This window comes from Prevotella aurantiaca, assembly GCF_015262605.1.
GTDB lineage: Bacteria > Bacteroidota > Bacteroidia > Bacteroidales > Bacteroidaceae > Prevotella > Prevotella aurantiaca.
Genome location: NZ_JABZSJ010000006.1, coordinates 1 through 20,619, shown reverse-complemented (window position 1 = coordinate 20,619; position 20,619 = coordinate 1). Strand labels below are relative to the sequence as shown.

Sequence of the window (20,619 nt, the reverse complement as noted above, 5' to 3'; positions counted from 1 at the left end):
CTAAAAAATTATAGTCAAATAGTAACTGGTATATACCAAAATTCCGACTAATGCCATCAGCGGCATCAGTTCTAGGGTGCAAAAGTACAAAATTATTTGCAGACTGGCAGCTGTTCTTTTAAAAAAGATAACATATCCTTGGTAAAAGAGAAGCAATTTGGTTAAACCGATAATAGTGGCGACATAGATGAGCGTATATTGCACTGACAGACCGAAATAAATCATCAATAGTACTGCAGGGAAAATGAGAACGCCTTCTGTTGATACAAGAAATAAAGTTAGTTGCGACCATTTCTGATTGCTATTGCGGTCAAAATACACCCAATTAACAATCGAATAAAGAATCTTTTTAAGCAAAAAATAGCCTAAGAAGATGCCTAAGAAGATGCCTACGGCAAGCAGTGGAGAATCAATAATGTAGTTGCTACTCTTTGCAGGTCGTGTAAATAGATAATAGGTAATGCTTAGAAGCAATGCTGTTTGTACTACTAAGAACGTCTGGAAACGTATTTCGTGGCTTGTTTCTCCGACATTATTACTTCGATAAGGGCGATGGAAGAGGCTCTTAATCTGTCTTACAATAAAGTTACTTGACATCGATGAGGCTATCATCGCTAAAGCAAAACAAACTAATAGAGTTCCTGCGACAACATTATCGTTGCTAACGCTGTAAGGAACAGGGTCGCCAAGTACACCGCTATGCGTCATTCCCAGTTCGGGACGATAGTAAGGACTGTTCTTGAAATAGCTTTCTTTTGCAAACTTGATATCTTTCAGGTTGAAAGGTTTAGGAGCCTTCCATTTCAGCAAACTCTTATTTTCTCGACTCTTAATAGAATCTGTTTGTCCAACGCCAGTTTCCTCACGCTCCGTTTTTGCTGCCTTTTCAGACTGCTGAGGTGAGGTTTGTGTCCGCCTAAAAATTAGCGGTGTAGCGATGGAATCGGTTATTGGCATATAGTCTTATAGTCCGAATGCTTTTTTAATCTCTTCTACTTTATCAAGCTTCTCCCATGTAAATAGTTCCACTTCGATTTCTTTTCTTTCGTGATACAGACTAGTGAACGTTTTCTTAACAATCTCGTTCTTACGTCCCATGTGTCCATATGCAGCTGTTTCGACGTACATGGGCTGGCGTAACTTTAGCATTCGCTCTATCGCCTTAGGACGAAGGTCGAACATTTGCTTAACTTTTTCAGCTATTTCGCCATCTGTTAGGGCTACATTGGCACGTCCATAGGTGTTCACATAAACACTAACAGGTTGCGCAACGCCAATAGCATAAGCCAATTGAACCAGTATTTCATCACTAATGCCAGCTGCTATCATGTTCTTTGCAATGTAGCGAGCTGCGTATGCTGCAGAACGGTCTACCTTTGATGAGTCTTTTCCAGAGAAGGCACCGCCTCCGTGTGCACCTTTTCCACCATAAGTATCTACAATAATCTTTCGACCAGTAAGCCCAGTATCACCGTGAGGACCACCGATAACAAATTTACCAGTAGGATTTACAAGGTATTTTATATTGTCGTTGAACAATGCCAATACCTTCTCTGAATTTATTTGAGATTTTACACGTGGCATCAATATCTTCAGAACGTCCTCTCTAATTTTTTCCAACATCTCCTCATCAGCTTTTAATTGTGCCTCAACAGAGTCGTCAGTAGGTTTTATAAAGTCGTCGTGCTGAGTAGAGACAACAATGGTATCAATGCGTTGTGGAATATTATCGTCGCTGTATTCAACAGTAACTTGACTTTTTGAGTCGGGGCGAAGATAGGTCATTTCTTTTCCTTCCTTGCGTATATCCGCTAAAGTAGTCATTAACAAGTGAGCTAAATCCAGCGTTACAGGCATATAATTTGCCGTTTCGTTGCAGGCATAACCAAACATCATGCCTTGATCTCCTGCACCTTGATTATCCTCATCGGTGCGGTCTACTCCACGATTGATATCTGAACTTTGTTCATGAATGGCTGAAAGAATACCACAACTATTGCCGTCAAACTGATATTCTGCCTTTGTATAGCCAATTTTATTGATAGTCTTGCGAGTGATGGCAGGAATATCAATGTATTCTTTTGAGCGTACTTCTCCCATGATAACTACTTGACCAGTAGTGTTGAAAGTTTCTATTGCACAACGAGAAGTTTCATCGTAAGCAAGGAATTGGTCAAGAAGAGCATCGCTAATTTGGTCAGCAACCTTGTCAGGATGACCCTCTGAAACTGATTCTGAAGAAAATAAATATGCCATTTGTATATCTTTTTACGTTTACCTATTATTATAAGAATGCAAAGTTACGGCAACATATCCGTATAACAAAATAAAAGCAAAAGTTTTAGAATTTATTAGAACCTGAAACCGTAAAACTATTTGTCGCTTGCAAAGCATAGGGATAGGACGCTAATCTTTATGTTTGGAACCTTAATAAGTTCTTTGCCAATTGCTGTTATCGTTGCTCCTGAAGTAATTACATCGTCAATTAAGAGAACATGCTGATTGTTCAGTTTGGCAGCATCGTTGAGTTCAAAAGTGTTTTCCACGTTTTTATTGCGTTCCCATAGGTCTTTGTGAGTCTGACTTTCTATAAACGTTTTTCGACGAATAGCTTTTGTAATTATAGGTAACCCAGTAACAGAACTTATTCCACGTGCTATTTCTATACTTTGGTTATAACCACGCTGAATGGTACGACGGTATGTAAGAGGCACGGGCAATAAGGCAGTAATTTCATCGAAGAAGTTTTCGGATTCATATTCGGTTGCAACAAGTTGTCCAAGCTGTTCTCCTATTTCGGGATGATCGAAATATTTAAGTTTGTAAATAAGATAACTTGAAGTCGAATTAGGTTTGTAGAGGAAGAATGCCGCACACTTTTCTACGGGTATTCTTCCCCAGAATAGACGTGCCATTTCATTTTCAAAGGGTTGAAGATGGTGCATAGTACGAGGCAAACTCATATTGCATGCAGCGCAAAGTGGACCTTCTGTAATAGCAAGTCGCCTTTCACAAGATGGACAAGCACGTGGTACAATGAGATCAAGCACTCTGGAAAAGAAGCTAATCTGTGTCATTTTCGTTTAAATCTTCTATTATTGAGACATCGTCTATGCACTGTCGAATGATATCAAGCGTGAATCCACGTCCCACTGCATATTTTATTAACTTCATGGAACGCTCGTAATCAGTTTCTGCCTTGATGGTGGAATACTTACTTTTCAATAGTTGGTGTAGCACATTTAAGTATTCTTCTGGTTCAATTTCATCGAGAATGGGTTGTGAAATGTATTGTGGAATTCGCTTTTGCCACAATGCTTGCTCTATTTTTCGACGTCCCCACTTGTTAAAAACGATTTTGTCGCGTACAAACGAGCGAGTAAATCGTTCGTCATCAATATATTTATAATCTATGAGCTTATCAATAATACGTTCTTGTGCATCAGTTGCAATGCCCCATTTGCGCAATTTTTCTGCCATTTCGCCCGAACAATGCTCGCCACGCGCACATAGATCTCCAAGTTTACGTAATGCTTCTGCTTCGCTTATTTGTTTCTTTTGTATCATGGATGTATGGCTTTTACAAATCGTTGTTTGCCGAATTGGTCTTCGCGCACCTCTATTTTCGCATAATCCAAAGCGTTTAGCATGTCTGAAACCTTGTCAGCAAAGCAAGAATTGATTTCAAAATAGAGTTCTCCACCATGTGAAAGAGCAGAACTTCCATATTCTGCTATAGCACGATAGAAGAGTAATGGATCGTTGTCAGGTACGAAAAGCGCAGTTGTAGGTTCGAAATTGAGCACATTTTGCATCATTTCTGTGCGCTCGTTGTCGCAGATATATGGTGGATTGCTAAGAATTACGTCGAAGGTTTCATCGGTTTTTGTAAGCTGTAAAGCATCTTTTAGTTGGAAATTTATTGTTGCTCCCAATCTGATGGCGTTATCGCGCGCTATCAAAAGTGCATCCGCAGAAATATCATAAGCTGTAACAACGGAGTTTGGCATATTTAATGAAAGTGTAATAGCAATACATCCGCTACCCGTTCCTACGTCTAAAATACGCAAAGGAGCAGGAGGTTGTAAACCACAGAAAGGACAACTATGAGCATTAATTACCCAATCACATAATAATTCAGTTTCAGGACGAGGAATAAGTACTCCTGGTGCTACTCTAAATTGCCGTCCACAAAATGCAGCAAAGCCAAGAACATACTGTACTGGTTCGCCCTTTTCTAACCGAATCATTATTTTTTCGAGTTCGTTAACATCGTCTGCTGATAATTGCGTAACTTTGTCGGTGTAAATATCGGCAAGCGTTAGACCAAAATATTCTTCTAAAACCATACGAACAATGGCTTTCGCTTCGCTTATCGGATATACATTCGTAAGCCGTTGGTATAAATTTTGGTAGCTTGTAAACATATTGCAAAGATAAAAAATAAATGTAAATGGAGCAAAAAGATATAGACGAAATATATATGCGACGTTGTTTGCAGTTGGCAAAGAATGGTCAACTATTAGCAAAACCTAATCCCATGGTGGGAGCAGTTATTGTAAGCCATGAGGGAAAAATTATTGGTGAAGGTTATCATGTGCGCTGTGGAGAAGGTCATGCTGAAGTAAATGCATTTCAATCGGTGCGTAGTGAAGACGAATATCTACTTTCAAAAGCTACCATTTATGTAAGTCTTGAACCATGTTCGCACTATGGTAAAACTCCGCCTTGTGCCGATTTAATTGTACGGAAAGGAGTTCGTAGAGTAGTTTGTGGTTGTATAGATCCATTTTCAGCCGTGCAAGGTCGTGGTATTGAACGTATTCGCAAATCGGGAATAGACGTTACAGTAGGTGTGTTAGAACAGGAATGTTTAATGTTAAATTGCGAATTTATTGTGCGAAATATGGAAAATCGTCCTTATATTTTGCTAAAATGGGCGCAGACGGCCAATGGTTTCATAGGCTATTCGCAATCTGTTGGCAGTGGAAAGCCAGTACTTCAGATTTCCAATGCTTTTACTAAAATGCTTGTGCATAAACTTCGTGCAGAGAACGATGCAATTCTTGTTGGGCGTAATACAGAAGAAATGGAGCATCCACGTCTTACAGTGAGAGAATGGAGCGGTAGAAATCCACAGAAAATAATTATGTCTTCAACATATAAAACCGATAGTTTGGTAGACGGAACTTTGTGTGTAAAAAGTTTACAACACCTTATAGAAACTATAAAGCGACAAAACGAAAAAGAACAGAAAATATGTTCTCTTATTGTAGAAGGAGGCACACATACATTGCAAACATTTATAAATGCAGGATTATGGGACGAAATTCGTGTAGAAACAGCACCCTTTAAAATAGATAATGGTGTTGCAGCTCCGCAACTTCCCCATAATGTTGAGGTTGTAAAAAAAGAGATTTACGGAAATACTATAGTTACTTATAAACGCTTGTAAATAATTCTTTTTGATAGTTATAGTAGCATTTTTCTATGAGAAATGCTACTATAGCTGAAATAGTAAGCAAGTTGCTGCTTCTATATGGAACTCCAATGGGCAATTATATCAGCACTGTATCCTTGCGCTGATAGAAATCGGCAGTGATATGAACAATGGCTTCCGAAACATCTTTGCTGACATAAGAAAGGTTGCGCAGATTTTGAATAGACTTAATGAAGGTGAGCAATTCGTAACGAATGCCTTCGCCATCAAGTTGATAGAAGTACCGTTTATTGTCGCTTGGATTTTCTCGACGTACCTCGAAATAGTCAGTTTTCCACCACGGAGCAGGTACGTAGATATAGCCTTCTGTACCAGAAATAACGAGTTCGCCTTCCGATTTTATACCTTGTCCTACTTTTAAAGAAGCTACAGCGTGGGGATAAATAAACGATATTTTTGTGAAAGTATCGAAGTTTGGCACATCATTAATAAGGTGTGTGCAAATGGTTTTATGCGTATAGTCTGTTCCTAATAGTTGGAAGATAGGTAAAAGTGCAGTTGGTGCCCATGCGCAGAAACTATTCCATGTGTATGGTAGTTCCTCTTTATCTTTTGTATTATAGTGAGAAAGACTTGTGCAGGTGGCATCGACAGAATAAATCTTACCTATTTTTCCACTTTTTGCAAGTAGACATAAACGGTCGTATGCCATAGAATAAGCCGTTTTTATAGAGTCCATCAAGATGAGTCCTTGTTCATCTGCAATGCCGTTTAATTCTTCCCACTCTTCGTTTTTCAGCGAAATGGGCGACTCGCATAGCACGTGCTTCCCTAATAGCAATGCTTTCTTTATGTGTGCATAATGTTTTTCTGGATGCGAAATGATGTAAACGGCATCTGAAACTTCGAGCAATTCAGTGTAAGTACGGGTAAACAGTTGTACTACATTGCGCAGATTGCCTAATTTTCGGTCGCTTTCGGTGTAGATACCGCTGATGTTTATGCCGTTTACAAACTTGCTTTCGTGTACGAATTTGTTGATAATGGGCGATTCGCCAACCAGTCCGATGTGTATTTCGCATAAGTCTGAACGCAGTTCGGTGCTGGAAATGCCTTTTGTTCTTTCAAGATAAACCACTTCACAGTATTCAGAAAGATAATCAAACTTACCCCGCCAGTCAGAACCCACAGTGAAAATATCGACGTTCATACGTTTTATGTCGTCTATTTTCTGACCTTCGTATTCCTCAATCACAATTTCATCAGCCAAACCTGTAGCTCTAACATTTTCTATTCGTTCTACAAGCGATTGTTGAACGTTAATCTTTCCACGTTCACGGTCGAATGTATCGGCTGTTACGCCCACTATCAAGTAATCGCCTAAAGATTTTGCACGTTCCAATAAACGCACATGTCCTTTGTGCAATAAATCGTAAGTTCCGTAGGTAATAACCTTTTTCATAGCTGTTTATAGTTTGCCAATTTTATGTAGTTCATCGAAGGCTGCTACAAGTGTAGAGTTATCAGCAGGTGTTAATGCTCCAATATGACCTACACGGAATATAGTATCACGCATATCTCCACCGTTCGGACAAATCCAAATTCCGTACTCGTCTTTTAGTGTTTCAAAAATGCTGAATGCAGAATTGTTTAACGGATGCAATGAAGTTACTGCATTTGAAGGCGATTGTGTGATAAGTTCCAAAGGAAGATGAGCTATTTTTTGACGGAAATCCATCGCCAAATTGCGAGTTCGTTCTATTTCCGCTGCTACACCTCCATTGCGCTCTATCTCTTTTAAACGGCAATGAATTTGTAATAAAATACCCACAGCAGGAGTGAAAGGAGTTTGTCCACGTTCACCATTTCGCAACGCATCTTTAAGATTTAAATACATACAACGGATGTCGTTACGCTCAATTCGTTCAATTGCTCTTGGCGAAAGAACAATAATAGAGATACCTGGCGGACAAGCCAAAGCTTTTTGTGAACCTGTTATCATAACATCGGCACCTAATTGTTTCATATCAAACTCATCGGCAAGGAAAGAGCTGATAGCATCGACAAGTAAGAAAATGTTGTTCCGACGGCAGAAATTACTAATTAAGTCTATATCATAACGTACACCCGTAGATGTTTCACCTACATTTACAAGAAACGCAGTATAATTTTGTCCATCGTATTGTTCAAGCATTTCAGCAGTAATTTGCTGTCCTACTTCCATTTTGATAACAGTATGAGGAATTGCGTACAGTTCGCATAAATCTACAAATCGTTGTCCGAAACTACCACCATTCACAACCAATACTTTATCTTTGACAGTGAGAAGGTTCATAACAGAAGCTTCCATAGAGGCAGTTCCAGAGCCAGTTATGAATACTACGCGGGCGTCGTTATCGGCTTTTGCAAACTCTTTCATAAGTTGTTCGTTCTCTTTCATTATCTCAGAGAACTCAGAAGTGCGGAAATATGGCACTTGTTCTGCACCTATTTCTCTTACTGCGTCGGCCGACATTACGGGCCCTATTGTGAAATTCAGCATATTCATAACTGTGTTGTTGTCGTATATAAATTGCAAAGTTACAGTTTTTTTTTCGCTTTGTCGTTGAATTAAAGTATCTTTGCACAAAAATATAACAGCAATGCGCATTTTACTATTTTGCGAGAACAAATATGCCGTAGATATTCTACAGCCTATTCAGACAGAAGCCGATAACGAAGGTGGAAACGATGTCTTGTGGTATGTTCACAAAGAAAAAATTCCCGATTTCCCACTAAAGGATAGTGTGAAGTGGACTAACAGTATACAAGAAAGTTTCGACTTCAGTCCTGAAGCTATCTACGTTCCAGGAAATATTGTTCCATATTATTTGCCAGGAGTAAAAATTCAGATATTCCACGGCTATGCAGCCGAAAAGAAAGACCATTGGGTAATACGCCGATATTTCGACATTTACTGTACACAAGGTCCTTACTTTACAAGTCATTTTTCGGCATTAGCAAAGAAGTATGGCGATTTTTCTGTAGTAGAAACAGGCTGGACTCGTCAAGATTATATCTATGCGCATCGCCATGATTTCGACAAGGAGAAGGCAGAATTGTTGCAAAAACATGCTTGTGAGCACATAGTAGTTTATGCACCAACATTCTCTCCCAAATTAACATCAATACCTTTTATTCTTGACGACCTGCGTAAACTTGCTGATACACGCCGTGTATTGGTTATCATAAAGTTGCACCCTTTGACCAAATCTGAATGGGTAGAAGCTTGCCGAACACTTGCCGATGGTAATAAAAACATTATAATGGTAGGCGAATTTTCCCTTACGCAATTCCTTTTGATGTCTGATTTGGTAGTAAGCGATACATCATCGGCTATTTACGAGGCGTTGTTAATGGACAAACCAGTTATTACTCTCAATGCTATATCGAAAGATTTGTATTGGAAAAATATTACCGATGCTTCCCAACTTTGTGAAGCTTACGATGATATTTTTACGAATAAAGAGATTGCTGCACTTCGCAAATGGGTGATAGATAACTACGACCCTTATCTTGACGGACAATGTGCGCACAGAATGCTAAACGCTGCACGTGAATTTATTGACCGCTATGGTGTGCCCCGACAGCGCAAACTTAATCTTTGGAGAAAGTACACGAGTATTAAAACTTTTGGAATAGTAAAACGCTGATTATTAAATCCTTATACAATAAACTCTTTTTTTATGTCGTCAAAGTGCAACGACTACTTTTTTTGCTGTAATTATGCCCCAAAAAAATTATAATTAAAAACTTGAAGTTTTATAATTACAAATTCAAAATTTATAATTATAATTTTTTATTTTTTAATTATAAAAAAAGTGGAAGAAAATAAATAGATGAATATGATAATGGAAACCTCAAATTTTAATATTCAGGAAAGGATAAATTTAAACTCATATACAGATAGTAAAGGCTGGAAAGGATATTGCAAAAGAAATAAGCCCTTTACCATTTTTCGTGCAAATAAAATAGTTGATAATTTTATATCCTTCTTCAGAGAATATTCAAATAATGTAACCATTGTTTCTAATGTTTTTAAAGTAAAAGAACATACACTAATTTCCAGCAATGTAAGCAATTACATAAGATTTATAGAAAAGTATCTGATTGATTTTAAGTATATAAAAGTAACGAATGCCTCTGTTTACGATAATCCTAATTGTTTAACTTTAGGTTTTAAGAGTTTTCAAAGCTCCGATTATGATATTGTTTCTATGCTATCTTTGTTGGTGATGATGGACGACGAAATTGACGGACATTGTTTCTTTTTTTTTGATAAATTAGGACTAATTGTCTATCCTCATGATGATACAGGCTTTGGATTCATACGTTTTAAAGAAACGAACGTTCACTATGAGGATATTTTTCTTAAAAAAGTATCTCAACTTTCCGTTTTTATAGGTACTTGGTAATTATTTTTATCTAAACAAGCAACGCGGTATTTAAGAGAGAAATAAAAAGATGAACAAAATTGGACTTTGAAGAACGACTTATTATAGAATTTATGATGATAAAATAATGGCATTTCAAAGTAAATAGCTACATTTGCAGTTGTATACTTTTGTTTGACAACGTACAAGCTTAGTACCTCCTATGCATACGTATTAACAAACAGAAAACAGATGAATATCAAAAATAAAATACTTTACGGAATGGCATATAGCGCTTGGTTTATACTCTCGCTGTTACCATTTAGTTTGCTTTTTCTACTTTCCGACTGTCTTTACTTCCTTGTTGCTAAGGTGGTAAAATATCGTCGTAAGGTTATTCGGAAGAACCTTAAAGAAAGCTTTCCTGATAAAACAAAAGCCGAACTACTCAATATTGAAAAAGGATTTTACCATTGGTTTTGCGACTATATCGTTGAAACCATTAAGCTAATGTCTATGTCTCCCGATGAGTTGCGTAAGCGTATGAAGTTTACGGGTATGGAGAAATTCAACGAAGTGCTGAATAATGGTGGTTCGTGTGCAGTATATCTCGGTCACTATTGCAACTGGGAATGGATAACATCTATACCTTATTGGATTCCAGAACATGTGCAATGTTGCGAACTTTATCACCCTTTAGAGAATGAGCCATTAGACCATTTGTTCAAAGAAGTTCGCGAACGACAAAATGCTCTCTGTATTCCTATGCAGGAATCGCTACGAAAAATTATCGGCTTTAAGCGTAATAGCAAGTCGCTTGTTGTAGGTTATATTGCAGACCAAACACCTCTTTGGTGGAATATACATCATTGGGTAGATTTTCTTCACCACGATACACCTGTGCTTACAGGTGCCGAACGTATAATTCGACATACTAATCAGGTAAGTTTCTACGGATATATGCGTAGACCTAAACGCGGATATTATGAATGCGAAATGAAACTTATGACCGATTGTCTAACCAAAACTTCAGAATTTGAAATAACAGATATATACTTCCGAATGCTCGAAGAAAATATTAAAAATGCTCCTTGCTACTATCTGTGGAGTCATAACAGATGGAAGCGAACACGAGAAGAATTTAACGAAAAGTGGGAAGTTGTAGATGGAAAAGTACTAAGAAAGAAACATACAAACTAATTCAACAGTTTTATAACAAGTATGAATATGCCAAAAATGAAAGACGAAAAACGCATAAGTCCTGAGGAAACAAAAGAAATGCAACACATTATATTGGGCATTTTAAAAGCCATAGATAAGGTTTGCAGAGAGCATAATTTGCAATATTTTATGATTGCTGGCACAATGTTAGGTGCTGTACGTCATCAAGGTTTTATTCCATGGGACGACGATGCAGATGTTGCATTGCCACGTCCAGACTATGAAATTCTGTTGAAACACGCTAATGAATGGTTGCCTAAAGAGTATGAACTTGTAGATTATGAGAAGAATTGCCATTATCCATACCAATTTGCACGCATACAAGACAAACGAACTACTTATATTTTACGCCGTAGTTTCAATTTCTTAGGTGGTATTCCTGTAGATGTATTTCCTATTGATGGAATTACAGAAAACAAACTTGCCTGTAAGTTCCATTATATGCGCTATAACTTTGTAAACAAACTGCTTTATTATTCGCAGCGCGACCCCTACAAACACGGTAAAGGCATAGGTTGCTTGTTTTATAAAACACTACAAAAAATATTTTCGCCACAAAAAATACATCGTGTTCTCACTAAAATTCAGTCGCAATATTCTTATATAAATAGTAAATTAGTAGCCGACCATGACAATAGTCCTAAACGAGGAATACTTCCAAAAGAAGTATATGGTACGCCAACACCTATTGTGTTCGAAGGAATAGAACTAATGGGAGTGGCAAAACCCGATATTTATCTTTCTTGTTGTTATGGCAATTATATGGAATTACCCAAAAACATACCGCCTCAGAATTTTTGTTATATGGATATGAAGTCGCCTTACAAAGACTATAAAGGTTCTGTTCTGAAGAGATAGGTGTAAGTCTTTTCAACTTGTGTTGTTTCTTAAAGTAAGTGTACGTTATCAAACAAAAGTACATAACTGCAACTATAGTTACTTTGTTTGATAGGACTTTATAATTTCATCTTGTTCTATCACTTTGCCGTTAATAATATCAAAATCAATGAGCTTTTTCAGACTTATTGCAAAACATCTTTATAACTTTGTACTCGCAAAGTGTTACAAAGATACAATTTATAAGCTCGTTTTGGCTTAATATATAGACACAAAAATAACATTTCATACCAATATAATAAGGAGTAAAGGAAATTAGTGCGCCCCACAAAATAAAAGCACTATGGCAAAATGCCTGTATCTCCATCATAACAAATTATTAGATGTCACCTACAATAAAAGGTTTTTTCAATGCCAGTATTTCAGGCATTACATTCGGACTAATTCCTCTTTTTGCCGTTCCTGTGCTTGCTACAGGTATGCATTCAACATCTGTTTTAATTTATCGTTATGCCTTTGGCTGTCTTGCCATGTTAGGTATGCTTATGTTTCACCGCACTCGTATGTGGATTGCTTTTGGCGATTTCTTACGAAAATTGTTTCTTTCTGCTGTTTATGCAGTGTCGTCTATTACTCTTATCGAAGGCTATAACTATATGGCCAGCGGAATTGCAACCACGTTGCTTTTTTCTTATCCTGTATGGACTTGTCTGCTATCGGTAGTTTTTCTGCACGAAAAATTATCGGCAACTACAGCAATCTCTATTGCCATCGCTTTTATTGGTGTGTTCTTTCTTTCTGGAATTCTTGATGGGGGCAGCAGTATGAAAGGGTTAACTGGATTGTTTTTACTTCTTGCTTCAGGTTTTCTTTATGCTGTTTATATGGTTGCTTTTCCACGAATGCGTATTCGTAAAATGCCATCGCTAAAGCTTACTTTCTTCATCTTTTTCTTTGCGATGCTCATTTTAACTCTCTATGGAACCTTTACTCAAGGTCGTATCGATCCGATAGAAACAAATAGTCAGCTTATCAATTTATTTTTATTGGGTTTGCTTCCTACTGCTATTAGCAACGTAACACTTATAATCTCGCTAAAGCAGATAAGTAGTACGATGGCTGCTGTGCTTGGAGTATTTGAACCTATGACAGCAATGTGTGTGGGTATTCTTCTTTTTGGCGAACCGCTGACACTTCCTATCGTTGTTGGTTTTGTGCTTATCATTGCTGCAGTACTTATATTGGTGCTCAGCAAACGTAAAACGGGTTAAAGATATTAAGAAAATCAAGTCCTAATGCTAATCTACTAAGAATAGGAAATAAAAATAAAGCTGATAAAGGTTTCTTTATCAGCTTATATATTTCATAAAAACTTAGTGTTGTCTCTTTATTACAATAAGACATGTTGTTTGTGGAATTTCTAGATCAAATACAGCACTTATCTGAGTTCGTTATTTACCATGCGGTACATATATTGGTAAATAATAGCCTTTAGTTCTTTTTCCATCTGTGCTTGTTCGGGTACTTTACCCATAAGGTTGTGCTGCATCAGTAAGTCTTTCAAACTATAAATGCCTGTCACTTGGTTACCATCAAACTGCATTGTGTAACCGTTCTTTGTATATTGATATACTCCGTTGATATAGTTGAGTGCATAAGTTTTTTGAGGTGGCGTATTGAGAAGGTCGCAACCAAACGAGAGATAGGACTTGTTATAGCCTAAGATGCCGAAGATAGTCGGCATAATATCAGTTTGTTGTGCGATTCCATTACGCATCCCTGGTTTTATTTCGCCCGATGGATCGTAGAGAATAAAAGGTGCACTAAATTCACCAATGTCAGTTTTGTATTGTTGGTGGTTACTTTGATTTGTGTGATCGCTTACCAATATAAAGATAGTATTTTTGAACCAAGGTTGCTTGCGGGCACTTTCAAAGAAACGACCAATGGCCATATCGGTATAACGAATGCATTTATGAATAGGCAACTGTTCTTCTTTTAAACTATCTTTATACTTATCTGGCACTACAAATGGGTGATGGCTCGAAACAGTAAAGAGAGCAGTCATAAAGGGTTGTTTCATTTCGCCCATCTTTGCACAATAATATTGCAAGAAAGGTTCGTCCCAGATGCCCCAGTTTCCATCGAAATCGGCATCTCCTCCGAAACGTTTGTCCTGCGCATAATCCTGTCTGCCATAGTATTTTTGGAAACCTATCTTATTGGCAAAGGCAAGGAAGCCCATAGAACCGCGGTTGGCTCCATGGAAAAAGGCTGTTTGATAGCCCCATTTTGAAAGATGTCCTGGAATTCCGGTGTAATCGTTCATGGATGCAGGAGTTAGGATAAAAGGTTCTATGAACATTGGAATACCGCATAAGGAAGATGGCATTCCGTCAATACTTTTATGTCCGTTAGCGAACGAATATTCAAATACAGTACTTTCTTTGATAAGCTTATCTACGTTGGGGGTATAACCTTTGTAGCGTCCGCCTTCGAGTTGTGTATTGTATGCGCCAATATATTCGCGTCCAAAACTTTCAATAATCAGTATGACAATATTCTTTTTGTTGGCTTTTGCTTTCGCATCGGGCGTATGAATAGGAGTGAAAACCTTTGCAGCTTCGTCAAGAGATGCAAAAGTTGTGGGTACTTTAAAAATGCTTTTACCGATGGTTCGCATCAGTGCGAAAGGTGTATTTAGTACTAAAGCACACTCAATAGGACGTTTTACATATTCGTTGGCATTACTAATTGTAATAGGACGCACTCCACTTTGTAATCCACCACGTGCTCCGCCAACACATAAAACTGCAGCAAGTGCTAAGGAAAGAAAATTGATTCCAGCAAATTGCCTTTTCGTTTTTGGAGTATTGAAGTCGGGAACTTTACTTTTAGGCATTCTATAAAGTTTATACATTCCCCACACAACAACTGCGAAAAACAATACAAAATACCAATGGTTAAGAAGTTCTGTGGCGAAGATACTTCCTAAATTATTTTCGTTATTAAATTCACGGAATATACTGGTTGTGGTTCTGCGTAATGTAAAAGGGAAATAAACGGCATCACAAAGATTTAAGAATAAGCCAATTGAATTTACAATAACAAACAACCACCGACAAAAACGATGATAAGCATTTGTTTCTTTTAACCAAAGAGGGAACAGCATTAGTAGAATATAGAGTGCATTGCTATAAACAAGTGCTGTAGTATCGAACATTAAACCACCTTGGAATATTCTCATTAAATGTCCAAAATTTAATCCCTCTTTAAAGAAAGAATAGTTTTCAAGCAGATAAGCTAAGCGAGCAAAAAAGTAAATGAAGTATGCTAATACAACATTTGCAACCAATGAAAACATGGGTTGCAAAGTTTTAAATAATAAATCTTTCTTGCTTGAAACTATCATAGGATTAAATTTCTTGCATATCGTGCAGTTTCTTATAATATCCACCAATCTTCATTAAATCGTCGTGTGTTCCTCTTTCTACGATTTTTCCTTCGTGCATAACACAAATTTCATCTGAATTTTTAATCGTTGAAAGACGATGTGCCACTGCAATTGTAGTACGAGTCTTCATTAGCTTGTAGAGTGCTTCTTGCACTAAACGTTCGCTTTCAGTATCCAGTGCTGAAGTTGCTTCGTCAAGAATAAGAATAGGAGGGTTTTTTAAAATGGCACGGGCAATGCTAACACGTTGGCGTTGTCCACCAGAAAGTCTACTTCCACGGTCGCCAATATTTGTTTCGTAACCTTCTTCTGTCTGCGAGATAAAGTCATGAGCATTGGCAATCTTAGCAGCTTCAGCAATTTTGTTATCATCAGCCGACACCCCAAACGAAATGTTATTCTTGAATGTATCGTTAAAAAGAATGGCTTCTTGGTTTACATTGCCAATAAGGTGGCGCAAATCGTGTAGTCCGAGTTCTTTGATATTGATACCATCAATCAGTATTTCGCCTTCTTGTACATCGTAATAACGAGGAATCAGATCGAGTAATGTAGATTTTCCGCTACCACTTTGTCCTACAAGTGCAATAGTTTTGCCTTTTGGTATATTCAGGTTGATGTTACGCAAAACCCATTTTGGCTCTGTTGTACCATCTTCTTTTATAATCGTATCGTATGCAAAACTGACGTTGCGGAACTCTATTTGGTGGTTGAAAGCCTCAATATGCTTGGGTTGTTCCACTTCTTTAATGCTGTTTTCTGCCATCAATATCTTGTCTATTCGCTCCATTGAGGCCAAACCTTTTGCAATGTTGTAGCCCGCTTTTGATATTTCTTTTAATGGGTTAAGAATGCTATATAAAATGACTAAATAATAAATAAAGGTAGGACCACTGATGACAGGAGACTCTCCTAATACAAGTGTACCGCCAAACCACAAGACAACAATAATCATAATTGTGCCCAGGAACTCGCTCATAGGATGAGCCATCTGTTGTCGAATGTTTACGCGCATAATGTCGCTGCGATACATTGAGTTTACTTTATGAAACCTATCGTTCATCATACCTTCAGCACAAAAAGCCTTGATGATGCGTAGTCCACCCAAAGTTTCTTCTACTTGACTCATGGTATCGCTCCAAAGGGCTTGTGCAGTAATACTATTTTGCTTTAATTTCCTTCCTACAATGCCCATAAACCAAGCAAAAATTGGAACAAAAAGTAGGGTGAAAACAGTCAGTTCCCACGATATAACCATCAAGGTAATGAAGTAAATCAATACAAGGATTGGGTTTTTGAATAGCAAATCAAGCGAAGACATTACGGAAGTATCTACTTCTTGCACATCACCGCTCATTCTGGCAATAATATCTCCCTTTCGCTCTTCACTGAAAAAACCAAGCGAAAGTGATGTGATCTTTTGGTAAAGCTGATTGCGAATATCGCGAACAACGCCTGTTCTTACTGGGATAATAGAAGCTGAAGACAGGAAATAGGCACCTGTTTTCATGAATGTCATAAAGCCCATCATTAAACCAATAATAAGTAAAGTTGTTGTTGGTCCCCAGTCTGTGATAAACATCTGTGTGTAATAGTCGGCATTGTTTGCCAACACTTCTTTAAAAGAACCATCGCTCCACGCCACTAAATGAGTTGCTTTTATACCCGTATTTACTTTAAAAAGTATTTGGAGTAAAGGAATGAGTGCTGCAAAAGAGAAGATATTTAGTAATGCAGACAGGATATTGAAGATTACCGACCCTACAAGAAACTTTTTATAAGGTGGAACAAACCTTCGCAATATTTGGAGAAATTCTTTCATTACTTACAAAGTTATATGTTTAAATGAAGAGCTGTAATCTTATTCCACTACCTCTCCGATGAGTGTAGCTGAACTTGAATCTGTTATGCGGACACGCACAGTTTCACCAATATGATGGTTGCCGCGTGGAATGATAACGGCTTTGTTTTGATCGGTGCGGCCCATAAGTTGCTCTCGGCTACGTTTGCTGAAACGTTCTATCAGTACATCAAATTCCTTGCCTACGTCTTTCTTGTTTTGAATTGCAGAAATCTCGGTTTGAAGTTTGATAAGTTCATTCAGACGGCGTACCTTTTCCTCTTCCGAAATGTTATCGGGTAAATGCTTTGCTGCATAAGTTCCAGGACGTTCAGAATATTTGAACATAAAAGCAGAATCGAATTGACATTCACGAACCAAAGAGAGCGTAAGTTCTTGGTCTTCTAATGTCTCGTTATGGTAGCCCACAAAGATGTCGGTTGTAAGTCCGCAGTTCGGAATAATTCGGCGAATAGCTGCGACTTTTTCCAAATAATCTTCGCGGGTGTATTTGCGGTTCATATTCTTCAGTACGGTATTACTTCCACTTTGTGCTGGGAAGTGAATGTGGTTGCAAAGGTTTGGCTCGTCGGCTACTGCATGCAGAATATCCTCTGTCATATCTTCTGGATTGGAAGTTGAAAAACGTACACGCATATCGGGTACGCTTTGTGCAACTAAACGTAATAATTCAGCAAAGGAAGTTCCGTTTTCTGGGCGCTTTCCATTTGCTAATAATCCGTATGAGTTTACGTTCTGACCTAATAGCGTAACCTCTTTGAAACCTCTATCGTGCAAGTCTTTAACCTCACGCAAAATACTTTCTACATCGCGAGAACGTTCTCTTCCTCGTGTAAATGGTACGATGCAATAGTGGCAGAAATTATTACAACCACGCATAATACTTACAAAGCCCGATACGCGATTACCGCCAATACGTTGTGGAACTATGTCACGATAAGTTTCCGTAGTAGAAAGATCTACGTCCATTGCATTATGTCCATTTTCGCAGCGTGCTATCATTTCAGGTAAATTTAGATACGAGTCTGGTCCGCAAACAAGATTAGCGTGATGATTTTCTATTAAATCTTTGCGTACACGCTCTGCCATACAACCTAACACACCGAGAATAACCTCTCTACCTTTTTTCTTTTCGGCATAAAGAGTTTCCAAGCGGTTATAAATCTTATTTTCTGCATTCTCTCGTATGGAACAAGTATTGAGGAAAATAGCGTCAGCCTCATCTTCGTTCTCACACACATCGTATCCTGCCATCTTCATAACGGAAGCAACAACTTCCGAGTCTGCCACATTCATTTGGCAGCCGTATGTCTCTATATAGAGTTTTTTCATTAAATTTTCTTTTGTTTTGTCAGCGTGCAAAGGTACGCATTTGTTATCAGAATAGCAAGCATTTACACCTTACTTATAAATTATGAACCTTAAAAAAGGTAGTGCTGAATAGATGCTAAAATAAATAAGACGTCATTTTTCGCAAAATATGACGTCATATTTTGGCGAATATGACGTCATATTTGAAAAGAAAGGATATTAGTATTCTCAATATCTTCTTCTTCTGGATATATTTCTCGAAGTAATCAAGAAATTCTTACGATGGCTTATCAAACAGCAAGTAGAACCATCAATCCGCCGATTGAAATGATAATGAGAATTAGAAACACAGCTTTCAATACGTCTTCCACGACAGCCCAGCTCACACCAATAAGCGTAAAGCTTTCTGGTACAAAATCATAGCAGGCGCGATGAATAATGCTATTGCAATGGTAACGAGCAACGTAATAAAAGCACTCTTGTGTCCTGATATCTTCAAACCTAACATAAGAATGAAGAGTAAGACAATCGGAATAATAGCAATAAACGCACTCATAATTTATATTTTAAAAGTCTAACTTATGTGTTGATATTTATTTAAATTAGCACAAAGATAACTTTTTACCGACAAATAGTATCAAACGAATGTTAAATAATATACAACTTACTTGTTTCCCCTTCTCAACGATGCTTTAAGTATCGTAGTAAACTATCTTTGTTGCTACAAAATAAATAGGAACTACTTTCTGTTCTTAAAAGTTTTATTACCTTTGTCGTAGTTTTATGATTATACATATAAAGTTATGATACAACAAGATTATTTCCTTAGATTGGTAGAAGAATTTGCAACTGCGCTTGCCGTTATGATGAAAAAGAAAGAAGACGAGCGCGACGATATTCTGAAAGATATGTATCGTCAGTATATTGGAGATTACACTCTGTTGCGTAACATGAGCGTGGAAGAGTTAATCTGCTATGCTAATAACGAATGGGACGACAAGGAAAGAATCGATCGTTTAGAGATGTTAGCTGAACTTTTATATGCAGAAGGCAGCTACAAAACAAACCCTTTGCGCAGTATGTTACTTAATAAAGCGTATCTTTTATTTGCGTACGTAGACGAAAAGCAAAGCGTTTACTCTGTTGAAAGAAAGAAGAAAATTGCTAACTTGCACGGCATATTAAATCAGCAAGCGAACTAATGAAAATATCGCTCGAACAACTATCGGTGGGCTATAAGGGATTTGCGCCTGTTGTAACCGACATAAATGTAGAAATAAAGAGTGGAGAACTTACTTGCTTGATAGGCTCAAATGGTATAGGAAAGTCTACTTTACTGAAAACCTTGACAGGATTTCTGCCGAAACTTAGCGGCCGACTTCTGCTGGATGGTCGCGATATTGACTTGCTTTCGCAGCGCGAACGTGCGAAGTACATCAGTATTGTTCTCACCTATAAAACCGATGTGCAAAACCTTAATGTTACCGAAATGGTAGGCATGGGACGTATGCCTTATACAGGCTTTTGGGGAAAGCTCAGCGATAACGACCAAAAAATAGTGGCTGAAGCTATCAATATGGTGGGAATCAATCACTTGAAAAACAGGATGGTACAGACATTATCCGATGGCGAACGTCAGAAAGTAATGATAGCAAAAGCATTGGCACAACAAACACCCATTATCTTATTAGACGAACCCACATCGTTTTTAGACTTTCCATCGAAGGTTGAAATGCTGCAACTTCTCCATCGTTTGGCAAAAGAAACTGATAAGGTGGTGTTCCTTTCCACCCACGATTTGGAATTAGCACTGCGCATTGCCGACCGATTGGTAGAATTAGACAAGAGTGGTTTGCATGTTGTACCTGCTGAGAAAGTTCAAGAGCAAATAACAAAACTATTGGAATAGCATCATAGTAGAGCCAACACAGCATTATTAAAACCATGAAAAACGAATCCTTTAAATTGCTAACGTATTACAAAAGAAATATCACTTGTTAGAATTTTTGCTGCGATATGTGATAAGTTTTAAATAGTCGTTCCTTAAAAACAATATTTCAGCATAAAGCTTGTATTGACAAGC

General features: G+C 37.8%; 19 protein-coding genes. 8 read left to right on the top strand and 11 right to left on the bottom strand.

What is annotated here, in order from left to right:
- The 5 genes from HXN26_RS02315 to prmC form a co-directional block, all read right to left on the bottom strand.
- Complete coding sequence (locus HXN26_RS02315; RefSeq protein WP_273158428.1) at positions 1-957, bottom strand: DUF4271 domain-containing protein; 957 nt, start codon at positions 955-957, stop codon at positions 1-3.
- Positions 958-963: 6 nt separating this feature from the next.
- Positions 964-2,256: a methionine adenosyltransferase gene (metK, locus tag HXN26_RS02310; protein ID WP_273158427.1), complete on the bottom strand. Its 1,293-nt coding sequence runs from the start codon at positions 2,254-2,256 to the stop codon at positions 964-966.
- Between the two features lie 116 nt (positions 2,257-2,372).
- On the bottom strand, positions 2,373-3,077 hold the full coding sequence (locus HXN26_RS02305; RefSeq protein ID WP_025000385.1) for a ComF family protein: 705 nt from the start codon (positions 3,075-3,077) through the stop codon (positions 2,373-2,375).
- A complete protein-coding gene (locus HXN26_RS02300) occupies positions 3,064-3,567 on the bottom strand; it encodes a regulatory protein RecX (protein WP_273158426.1) in 504 nt (167 codons plus the stop codon). The genes HXN26_RS02305 and HXN26_RS02300 overlap by 14 nt, the downstream gene beginning before the upstream one ends.
- The gene (prmC, locus tag HXN26_RS02295; protein WP_273158425.1) at positions 3,564-4,427 is read right to left on the bottom strand and encodes a peptide chain release factor N(5)-glutamine methyltransferase; all 864 of its coding nucleotides are present in this window, start codon (positions 4,425-4,427) and stop codon (positions 3,564-3,566) included. The genes HXN26_RS02300 and prmC overlap by 4 nt, the downstream gene beginning before the upstream one ends.
- A 26-nt stretch (positions 4,428-4,453) precedes the next feature.
- On the opposite strand from prmC, the gene ribD reads away from it, so the two are divergent.
- The gene (ribD, locus tag HXN26_RS02290) at positions 4,454-5,455 is read left to right on the top strand and encodes a bifunctional diaminohydroxyphosphoribosylaminopyrimidine deaminase/5-amino-6-(5-phosphoribosylamino)uracil reductase RibD (RefSeq protein WP_273158424.1); all 1,002 of its coding nucleotides are present in this window, start codon (positions 4,454-4,456) and stop codon (positions 5,453-5,455) included.
- A 103-nt stretch (positions 5,456-5,558) separates the two neighbouring features.
- Here ribD and HXN26_RS02285 read toward each other — a convergent pair whose 3' ends face one another.
- The gene (locus HXN26_RS02285; RefSeq protein ID WP_273158423.1) at positions 5,559-6,902 is read right to left on the bottom strand and encodes an adenylyltransferase/cytidyltransferase family protein; all 1,344 of its coding nucleotides are present in this window, start codon (positions 6,900-6,902) and stop codon (positions 5,559-5,561) included.
- A gap of 6 nt (positions 6,903-6,908) precedes the next feature.
- The gene (locus tag HXN26_RS02280; RefSeq protein ID WP_273158422.1) at positions 6,909-7,988 is read right to left on the bottom strand and encodes a pyridoxal-phosphate-dependent aminotransferase family protein; all 1,080 of its coding nucleotides are present in this window, start codon (positions 7,986-7,988) and stop codon (positions 6,909-6,911) included.
- Positions 7,989-8,082: 94 nt separating this feature from the next.
- Here HXN26_RS02280 and HXN26_RS02275 point away from each other — a divergent pair, with 94 nt between their 5' ends.
- From HXN26_RS02275 to HXN26_RS02255, 5 genes are all read left to right on the top strand, one after another.
- The gene (locus tag HXN26_RS02275; protein WP_273158421.1) at positions 8,083-9,132 is read left to right on the top strand and encodes a CDP-glycerol glycerophosphotransferase family protein; all 1,050 of its coding nucleotides are present in this window, start codon (positions 8,083-8,085) and stop codon (positions 9,130-9,132) included.
- Positions 9,133-9,318: 186 nt separating this feature from the next.
- Positions 9,319-9,894 carry a hypothetical protein gene (locus HXN26_RS02270; protein WP_273158420.1) on the top strand — a complete coding sequence of 192 codons (576 nt, stop codon included), beginning with the start codon at positions 9,319-9,321 and terminating at the stop codon, positions 9,892-9,894.
- Between the two features lie 210 nt (positions 9,895-10,104).
- Positions 10,105-11,052: a lysophospholipid acyltransferase family protein gene (locus tag HXN26_RS02265; RefSeq protein ID WP_273158419.1), complete on the top strand. Its 948-nt coding sequence runs from the start codon at positions 10,105-10,107 to the stop codon at positions 11,050-11,052.
- A gap of 21 nt (positions 11,053-11,073) precedes the next feature.
- Complete coding sequence (locus HXN26_RS02260) at positions 11,074-11,931, top strand: LicD family protein (RefSeq protein WP_273158418.1); 858 nt, start codon at positions 11,074-11,076, stop codon at positions 11,929-11,931.
- 362 nt (positions 11,932-12,293) lie between these two features.
- Complete coding sequence (locus HXN26_RS02255; protein WP_273158417.1) at positions 12,294-13,181, top strand: DMT family transporter; 888 nt, start codon at positions 12,294-12,296, stop codon at positions 13,179-13,181.
- 167 nt (positions 13,182-13,348) lie between these two features.
- Here HXN26_RS02255 and HXN26_RS02250 read toward each other — a convergent pair whose 3' ends face one another.
- The 4 genes from HXN26_RS02250 to HXN26_RS02235 form a co-directional block, all read right to left on the bottom strand.
- Complete coding sequence (locus HXN26_RS02250) at positions 13,349-15,322, bottom strand: LTA synthase family protein (RefSeq protein ID WP_273158416.1); 1,974 nt, start codon at positions 15,320-15,322, stop codon at positions 13,349-13,351.
- A 4-nt stretch (positions 15,323-15,326) separates the two neighbouring features.
- A complete protein-coding gene (locus tag HXN26_RS02245) occupies positions 15,327-17,186 on the bottom strand; it encodes an ABC transporter ATP-binding protein (protein WP_273158415.1) in 1,860 nt (619 codons plus the stop codon).
- Positions 17,187-17,225: 39 nt separating this feature from the next.
- Entirely contained in the window at positions 17,226-18,557 is a 1,332-nt protein-coding gene (miaB, locus tag HXN26_RS02240) for a tRNA (N6-isopentenyl adenosine(37)-C2)-methylthiotransferase MiaB (RefSeq protein WP_273158414.1), read from the bottom strand.
- A 361-nt stretch (positions 18,558-18,918) separates the two neighbouring features.
- The gene (locus tag HXN26_RS02235; RefSeq protein ID WP_337954473.1) at positions 18,919-19,092 is read right to left on the bottom strand and encodes a hypothetical protein; all 174 of its coding nucleotides are present in this window, start codon (positions 19,090-19,092) and stop codon (positions 18,919-18,921) included.
- A 247-nt stretch (positions 19,093-19,339) separates the two neighbouring features.
- Here HXN26_RS02235 and HXN26_RS02230 point away from each other — a divergent pair, with 247 nt between their 5' ends.
- Positions 19,340-19,738 carry a hypothetical protein gene (locus HXN26_RS02230; RefSeq protein ID WP_025000373.1) on the top strand — a complete coding sequence of 133 codons (399 nt, stop codon included), beginning with the start codon at positions 19,340-19,342 and terminating at the stop codon, positions 19,736-19,738.
- A complete protein-coding gene (locus HXN26_RS02225; RefSeq protein WP_025000372.1) occupies positions 19,738-20,445 on the top strand; it encodes an ABC transporter ATP-binding protein in 708 nt (235 codons plus the stop codon). Before HXN26_RS02230 ends, HXN26_RS02225 begins: the two co-directional genes overlap by 1 nt.
- Positions 20,446-20,619: the final 174 nt, after the last annotated feature.